Origin of the sequence: Streptomyces himastatinicus ATCC 53653, from assembly GCF_000158915.1 — a bacterium.
Classification (GTDB): domain Bacteria; phylum Actinomycetota; class Actinomycetes; order Streptomycetales; family Streptomycetaceae; genus Streptomyces; species Streptomyces himastatinicus.
In genome coordinates, this window is record NZ_GG657754.1 from 5,128,394 (window position 1) to 5,136,406 (window position 8,013).

5 protein-coding genes are annotated in these 8,013 nt (G+C 72.1%); all 5 read right to left on the reverse strand.

Annotation, left to right across the window (positions count from 1 at the left end; all coding sequences use genetic code 11):
- On the reverse strand, positions 1-763 hold a 763-nt coding region (locus SSOG_RS21590), incomplete at its 3' end, for an ABC transporter permease (protein WP_039938295.1).
- A complete protein-coding gene (gene modA / locus SSOG_RS21595) occupies positions 760-1,587 on the reverse strand; it encodes a molybdate ABC transporter substrate-binding protein (RefSeq protein WP_009716361.1) in 828 nt (275 codons plus the stop codon). The genes SSOG_RS21590 and modA, both read right to left, overlap by 4 nt.
- Before the next feature lie 22 nt (positions 1,588-1,609).
- The gene (locus SSOG_RS21600; RefSeq protein ID WP_009716362.1) at positions 1,610-2,002 is read right to left on the reverse strand and encodes a TOBE domain-containing protein; all 393 of its coding nucleotides are present in this window, start codon (positions 2,000-2,002) and stop codon (positions 1,610-1,612) included.
- Positions 2,003-2,098: 96 nt separating this feature from the next.
- Positions 2,099-6,250: a bifunctional nitrate reductase/sulfite reductase flavoprotein subunit alpha gene (locus SSOG_RS21605; protein WP_009716363.1), complete on the reverse strand. Its 4,152-nt coding sequence runs from the start codon at positions 6,248-6,250 to the stop codon at positions 2,099-2,101.
- Positions 6,251-6,469: 219 nt separating this feature from the next.
- The coding region (locus tag SSOG_RS21610) for a hypothetical protein (RefSeq protein WP_063631582.1) at positions 6,470-8,013 on the reverse strand (1,544 nt) is incomplete at its 5' end.

An 8,013-nucleotide genomic window follows, 5' to 3' on the forward strand; every position in this document is an offset into this window, starting at 1 on the left:
GCGCGATGGCGGCGGCCGGGTCGCTCTGGAGCGCGAGGTACACGGACAGCGGCATGGTCTGGGTGCGGCCCGGGAAGTTGCCCGCGAAGGTGATGGTGGCGCCGAACTCCCCCAGCGCCCGCGCCCACGCGAGCACCGCACCGGCCGCCACGCCGGGCGCGATCATCGGCAGGGTGACGCGCCGGAAGGCGGTGAAACGGGAGGCGCCGAGGGTGGTGGCGGCCTCCTCGTACCGCGGATCGGCGGCCCGTAGCGTGCCCTCGACGCTGATCACGAGGAACGGCATCGCCACGAACGCCTCCGCCACCACCACCCCCGCCGTGGTGAACGGCAGGGTGACGCCGAAGGCGGAGTCCAGCCAGCGGCCCACGATCCCGTTGCGGCCCAGCGCCAGCAGCAGCGCCACACCGCCCACCACCGGCGGCAGCACCAGCGGCAGGGTCACCAGGGCGCGCACCACCCGGCGGCCGGGGAAACGGGCCCGGGCCAGCAGCCAGGCCAGCGGTACGCCCAGCACCAGCGCGACGGCGGTGGCGGCGGTCGCGGTGATCAGCGACAGCCGCAGCGCCTGCCACACCTCGACGCTGGTCAGCTGATCCGGCAGCGACCGCCAGGGCGCCCGGATCAGCAGCGCGGCCAGCGGCAGGACGAGGAAGGCGAACCCGGCGAGGGCGGGCAGCAGCAGCGGCAGCGGGACCCCGGACCGGGTCCGCCGCCGTTTGCTCTCCAGGACCTGCGGGTCCTGCGGGGCGGCAGTGGTCACGGCTTGAGGAAGCCCGCCTTGGTCAGCACCTTCTGGCCCTGCGGGGACTTCACGAGGTCGATGAAGGCGGACGCGCCCTCGGCGTTGGGCCCGTTCTTCAGCGGGGCGATCGGGTAGTCGTTGATGGCCTTCTTCGACTCCGGGAACTCCACGCCCTCGACCTTGCCGCCCGCGGCCTTCACATCCGTCTTGTAGACGACGGAGGCGTCGACCTCCTTCAGCTCCACCTTGGTGAGCGCGCCCTTGACGTCCTGCTCGTAGCTGGCCGGGGTGAGCTTCAGCTGCTCCGCGTCCAGCACCTGCTGCGCGGCGGCGCCGCACGGCACCTCCTTGGCGCACAGCGCGACCTTCAGCCCGCCCTTGGTGAGGTCCTCGAAGTTGCTGATCTTCTTCGGGTTGCCGGGGAGGGTGGCGATCTCCAGCTGGTTGCGGACGAACGTCGACGGAGTGCCCTTGGCGTCGTCCGCGTCGGTGACCGTCTTCATGGTCTTGGGGCTGGCGGCGGCGAAGACATCGGCGGGGGCGCCGGAGGTGATGCTGGCGGCGAGGGCGTCGCTGCCGCCGAAGTTGAACGTCACCTCGGTGCCGGGGTGCTGCTTCTCGAAGGTCTTCTTCAGCTCGGTGAAGCTCTCCTTGAGCGACGCGGCGGCGAAGACCGTGACCGTGCCGGACACCTTCTTCGCGGACGATCCGCTCTCCTCGTCCGACTTCTTGGAGGAGTCGGAGTCGGACGAGGAACAGGCGCCGAGCGCCAGCGCGGCCACGGTGAGGCCGCCCGCCATGCGCAGGGTGCGGTTCCGGCGGGTTGCGGAACGGGTCGTCACAGGGTTTCTCCCTCGTCGGTGCTCATGGCTTCTCCACGACCACGTTGGTCGACTTGATCACCGCCACCGCGGGGACGCCGGGCTCGAGACCCAGCTCCTCCGCGGATTCCCGGCTGATCATGGACACCACGCGGAACGGCCCCGCCTGAATCTCCACCTGGGCGGACACATCGCCGAGGATCACCTCGGTGACGATGCCCGTGAAGCGGTTGCGGGCCGAGGAGACGCCGTTGCCCTCCCGGTCCGTGCCACGGCTCAGCTCCCGGGCGAACGCGGCGAGCGCCGGGCCCGGGATGATGCGGCGGCCCTGGTCGTCCCGCTCGGCGGTGAGCCGTCCGCTGTCGACCCAGCGGCGCAGGGTATCGGCGCTGACGCCCATCAGGGCCGCCGCCTCTCCGATCCGGTACGTGTGCATCCACCCATGATACGAGCGCGTTTGCGAGGTGACACCAGCCCATCAGGCTGCATCAGCACACCTGTGGAGGGCATTCACATCGCAGATGCTTTGCGTTCAGTACACGTCGCGGCCGTAGCGCTTGTCGGCGGCGAGCTGCTTGACGTACAGCTCGGCCGCGTCCTCGTCCAGCCCGCCGTGGGCGACGGCGATGTCGCGCAGCGCCCGGTCGACGTCCTTCGCCATCCGAGTCGCGTCCCCGCATACGTAGAAGTGGGCGCCGTCCTGGAGCCAGGCCCACAGCCGGGCGCCGTGTTCGCGCATCCGGTCCTGGACGTACACCTTGGCCCGCTGGTCGCGGGAGAAGGCGGTGTCGAGCCGGGTGAGGGTGCCGTGGCGGCGCAGCTGCTCCAGCTCGTCCTCGTAGTAGAAGTCGGTGGCGCGCCGCTGTTCGCCGAAGAACAGCCAGTTGGGGGCGGTCGCGCCGCGTGCCCTGCGCTCCTCCAGGAAGCCGACGAACGGGGCCACGCCGGTGCCGGGGCCGACCATCACCATCGGTGTCGTGGGGTCGGCCGGGGGCCGGAAGGCGGGCGTGCGCTGGACGAAGACGGGCACGGGGCGGTCGGCGGCGGCGTCCGCGAGATGGGTGGAGGCGACGCCCTTGCGGAGCGTCCCGCCGCGGCTCTCGTAGCGCACCACGGAGACGGTCAGCCGCACCTCGTGGGGGTGGGCGAGAGGGCTCGACGAGATGGAGTACAGCCGGGGCTGGAGCCGTTTGAGGACGTCGGCCCACTCCTGGGCGGAGGCGCGCACCCGGTGTTCGGCGAGGACGTCCACGGCCTGGCGGCCCCACGTCCACTGCGCCAGACCGTCCTTGTTGTCCGGGCGCAGCAGCCGTTTGAGGTCGTGATCATGGGTGCGGTCGAGGACGAAGCGCAGCAGATCCGGGGTGATCTTCGCGATCTCCAGATGGCGCCGGAGGGCGTCGCCGAGCGGCATCGCGGCCACGTCCGCGCCGGGGGTGGCGGCGACGGCCACCTCGGCGGCCGGGTCGAGGCCGGTGGCGGCGAGCCATTCGGCGACCAGGTCGGGGCAGTTCTCGGGCCAGACGCCGAGCGCGTCCCCGGCCTCGTAGGCGAGCGCGCCATCGCCGGTGTCGAACGCGAACTGCCGCACCTCCTTGGCCGCTCCGGGCAGGCTCAGCAGCCGGTTGCCGGTGAGGGGGGTGGTGAAGGGCGCGGCCTTGGTGGGGCGGCCGGGGGCGGCCGGGGCTTTCGGCGCGGGTGCCTTCGTCGCGGGTGCTGCCGGTGCCGTCTCGGGGGCCTCGGTCCCCAGGGCGTCGAGGACGGTGTCCAGCCAGGCCCGCGCGGGCTCGTCGTAGTCCGGTTCGCAGTCGGTGCGGGGGGCGAGGCGTACGGCGCCCAGTTCGTCGAGGCGTTCGTCCAGGCGGCGGCCGTGGCCGCAGAAGTCGTCGTACGTGGAGTCGCCGAGGGCGAGGACGGCGTAGCGGGTGCCGTCCAGGCGGGGCGCGTCGGAGGCGGCCAGGGACTCCCAGAAGCCGTGGCCGTTGTCGGGGGCGTCGCCGTCGCCGAAGGTGCTGGTGATGACGAGCAGGTCGGCGGGGCGGGGGAGGGTGGCGGCGGCGAGTCCGTCCATCTCCAGCAGCCGGGCCTGCCGTCCGGCCTCGGTGAGGCGGCGGGCGGTGGCACCGGCGACGTCCTCGGCGTTGCCGGTCTGGGAGGCCCACAGGACGACCACCTCGCGGACGGCCGTCCCGGGGACGGCGGTGTCCGGGGCCGCGGCGGGGACGGGACTGCCGGGGGCGGCGGCGCGGGAGAAGGCCCCGGCCAGGACGCCGTTGACCCACAGGGCGTGGTCGGGCGAGAAGGGCGCGTCCTGGGGCAGGACGGGGACGGCGGTGGCGGCCTGGGCGCTCGGGTTCACGGCCGGGCCGTGCACGCCGGGGCCGGGGAGCCCGGCGAGGAAGCCGCGCAGATACTGGCGCTCGGGCTCGGTGAGGACGGGCGGGGTCAGATCGCCGACGCCGAACGTCCCGGCGAGCCCCTCGGCCACCGAAGCCCCCTCGGCCGGGGACGGGCTCGCCGACGGCGCCGACGCGACCTTCGCCAGCGACACCGCGCACACCTTGAATTCCGGCTGGAAGGACACCGGGTCGACCGCGTCGCTGGTGACCGCGTTGACACTGAGGTATTCGCCGAACAGGTCGTTCCAGTGGAACGGCGCGAAGCAGTTCCCCGGCCGCACCCGGTCCGTCACCACGGCGGGCAGCACCGCCCGCCCGCGCCGCGAGGCCACCTCCACCGCGTCGCCCTCGCCGACGCCCAGCCGCTCCGCGTCCCGCGGATGCAGCTCGACGAACGGCCCCGGGTTGAGCTTGTTCAGCTTGGCGACCTTGCCGGTCTTGGTGAGCGTGTGCCACTGGTGCTGGAGCCGCCCCGTGTTCAGGAGATACGGGAAGTCGTCGTCCGGCAGTTCGGCGGCGTCCATGTGCGGGCGAGCGTGGAAGACCGCGCGGCCGCTCGGCGTGGGGAACACCAGCCGCGGCCGGGTGCCGTCCTCGCGTACGGCGAGGGTCTGGCTGACGCCGTCGTTGACGTAGCGGACCGGGTTGCGGTCGTCGCCGTCACCGGGCGCAGCGGGCCACTGCACCGGAGTCTCGCGCAGCCGCCCGTACGTCACCCCGCGCAGGTCATAGCCGGTCTTCGGGTTCGAGGTGCGCTTGATCTCCTCGAAGATCTCCTCCGCGCTCTCATAGCCGAAGGCGTCCCCGTACCCCATCTCGCAGGCGATCCGGGAGATGATCCGCCAGTCCGGCAGCGCCTCACCGGGCGGGTCGACCGCCTGCCGGGCGAGGGTGAGATTGCGCTCGGAGTTGATCATCACGCCGTCGGCCTCGGCCCACATGGCGGCGGGCAGCACCACGTCCGCGTACGCGTTGGTCTCGGTCTCGGCGAAGGCGTCCTGGGTGATGACGAACTCGGCCGCCTCCAGGCCCTCGATCACCGTCCGGCGGTTGGCGACCGAGGCGACGGGGTTGGTGCAGATGATCCAGCACGCCTTGATCTCGCCGTCCGCCATACGCTGGAACATCTCGACGGTGCCCTTCCCGGCCCCGTCCGCCCGCAGCGTGCCGGGCTGGATCCCCCACAGCTCCTCGGTGAACGCCCGGTCCTCCGCATCCAGCACCGACCGCTGCCCGGGCAGCCCCGGCCCCATGTACCCCATCTCCCGGCCGCCCATCGCGTTGGGCTGGCCGGTGAGCGAGAAAGGACCACTGCCGGGACGGCAGATCGCGCCGGTGGCCAGATGCAGGTTGACCAGGGCGTTGGTGTTCCAGGTGCCGTGCGTGGACTGGTTGAGCCCCATCGTCCAGCAGCTCATCCACTCCCCGGACTCCCCGATCCACCGCGCCGCCTCGCGGATGTCGTCCTCCGGGATGCCGGTGATCTCCGCGACCCGCTCCGGCGGGTAGTCGTCGAGGAAGGCGGGCATCGCGTCCCAGCCCTCGGTGTGCTCGTCGATGAACTCCTGATCGGTGTACCCGCCCTCGACCAGCAGCCGCAGCAGCCCGTTGAGCAGCGCCAGATCCGTACCCGGCCGTATCTGGAGAAAGAGATCCGCCTTCGCGGCGGTCGCGGTGCGCCGCGGATCGACCACGATCAGCTTGGCGCCCGCCTTCACCCGGTCCATGAGCCGCAGGTAGAGGATCGGATGGCAGTCGGCCATGTTGGAGCCGATGACGAGGAACACATCGGCGTGCTCGAAGTCCTCGTACGAACCGGGCGGCCCATCCGCGCCCAGCGACAGCTTGTAGCCGCTGCCCGCGCTCGCCATGCACAGCCGTGAGTTGGACTCGATCTGGTTGGTGCCGATGAACCCCTTGGCCAGCTTGTTGGCCAGGTACTGCGCCTCCAGCGTCATCTGCCCGGACACATAGAAGGCGAGCGCGTCCGGGCCGTGCTCGTCCAGGATCGCCCGCAGCCGCCGGGCGGTCGCCGTGATCGCCTCGTCCACCCCGGCCGCCGCGGGCTCCGCCCCCCGGTCGTCCCGCGACAGCGCCGTCTCCAGCCGCCCGGACGCCCCCAGCATCTCCGCGCTGGTCGCCCCCTTGGTGCACAGCCGCCCCGCGTTCGCCGGATGCGCCTTGTCCCCGGACGCCTTCAGCACCCTCCGGCGCCCCTCGGCATCCCGCCCGACGTCGAGCACGATCCCGCACCCGACCCCGCAGTAGGAGCACACCGTCCGCACCGACCCCGCCGTCCCCGCGGCAGGGCCGGTGGGCGCCGGCTGTGCCGACCGAGCCGATGCCGTCACGAATGCCCCTTTCACGCTCGCGGTGGGCGTCTCCCACTGCCGCCACCGTAAAAACCCCCGGTTGCGAGCGCGTCACAGCCGCCGATCGCGGGCGATTACGTCCCCTGCACAGTCCCCTTCCGCCGCATGTGAGCTTTGCTTTCCACGAGGGGGCTATTCGGCGGCGCGGCGGGCCGGACGGCGTTCCAGCTGGGCGACGACCCCGGCGTGGAAGCGGTCCACGGCATCGTCGACGCTGCGGATGAATCCCGACTCGGCATTGCCGCGGGTGCTGCCCATGCTCTTGAAGAGGGACAGCCGGAAGCCGGTGATCCGGTCGCCGTCCTTGGGGAGGAGATCGCCCGGCTCGGGGCGCAACCGCTCCAGCGTGCCGCGCGGACCACCGCCCTGCCCCTCGACCAGGGTCTCGATGTGGAGGTCGGCCGGGGCCTCGGCCAGCTGGCGCACCAGGCGCTTGACCCAGGTCAGGGGGTAGCCCTGACCGGGAGCCGGGATCTCGATGGAGGTGCGCAGCTTGCCGGTGCGCAGGTCGGCGACGATCGCCAGGATCCCGGTGGTGCCCTCGATACGCAGCTCGGCGTGGAGGCGGCCGTCCTCGCAGAGCTGATCGGCGAGGTCCGCGCGGCGGGAGCCCTGGTCGGTGCCGCGCTTGGCACGCTGGACGGGCAGCGTCTTCTGGCCCAGCTCGCCGCCGAGCCGCAGACACACCTGGCGGATCAGCCGCTCCCAGCTCTCGACCACATCGACGGCGCGCCGGTCGCCCTGGCACAGGGTCTCGTCGTCGATGCCGTTGCGCACCGGCACCCAGGCCGGGCCCATGTTCTGGAAGCCGTGGCAGCCGGAGTTCTCGTGCTGGAGATAGTGCAGCAGTTCCTGGAGCAGCCATGCGTGGGCGGGGTTGCCGACGCCCTCGTGCCGGATGAGCATCTGGGCGTGATGGGCCACCTCCGCCCAGGACAGATGCCACAGCGCGACCTTGTGCTTACGCCGTCCGTCGATCTTGACGTCGACCAGCGGGCTGCCTTCCAGGGCGACGTCATTGGACAGGGTGATCACGGCCTCGTAGCCGCGCCGGGCCGCTATGTCCATGTAGTCCTGCACCTGCTCGGGCTTGAGCGGATTGCCGTTGGTCTTGGTCTCGACCAGGGCGGTCCACAGCTTGCCCGCCCGCTCGACGCGGATCACCCCGTCGGGGCGCTTGGGCGCGTTGCCGCCGTGCGGCAGCGAGACCTCGGTGAAGGTCTCCATACGGCCCGCCGGCGCACCGAACGCGGCGGTGAGCCGGCGCCCGAACTCCGGAACCTGGGCGATCACCGACAGCAGCACGGACGTCGCCCTCATCTCGCGCTCCCGATCACTCTTGAGCGAGGAGACCGGGAAGAGCCGGGCCCGCCGCCAGGAGTCGTTTTCGGCCAGCGACTTCTTGGCGACCTTGGGGAGGGTGACCTTCTTCTTCGCCGTACGGGGACGCTTGGACGTCACCTCCACCGCGGGTGCCGCCTCCGCCACCGGCGGCCCGGCCGCCGCCTGGGCGGGAACGGTCGGCAGCGCCTCGGCCTTCCGCTCGACCGCGGCGGACTCCTCCTCCGCCTCCGGGTCCTGCGCGGGGCCCTCCTCATCGGCGCCATCGTCGATGTCGATGCCGAAATCCGTCGCCAGCCCGGCCAGCCCGGACTCATAGCCCTGACCGACGGCCC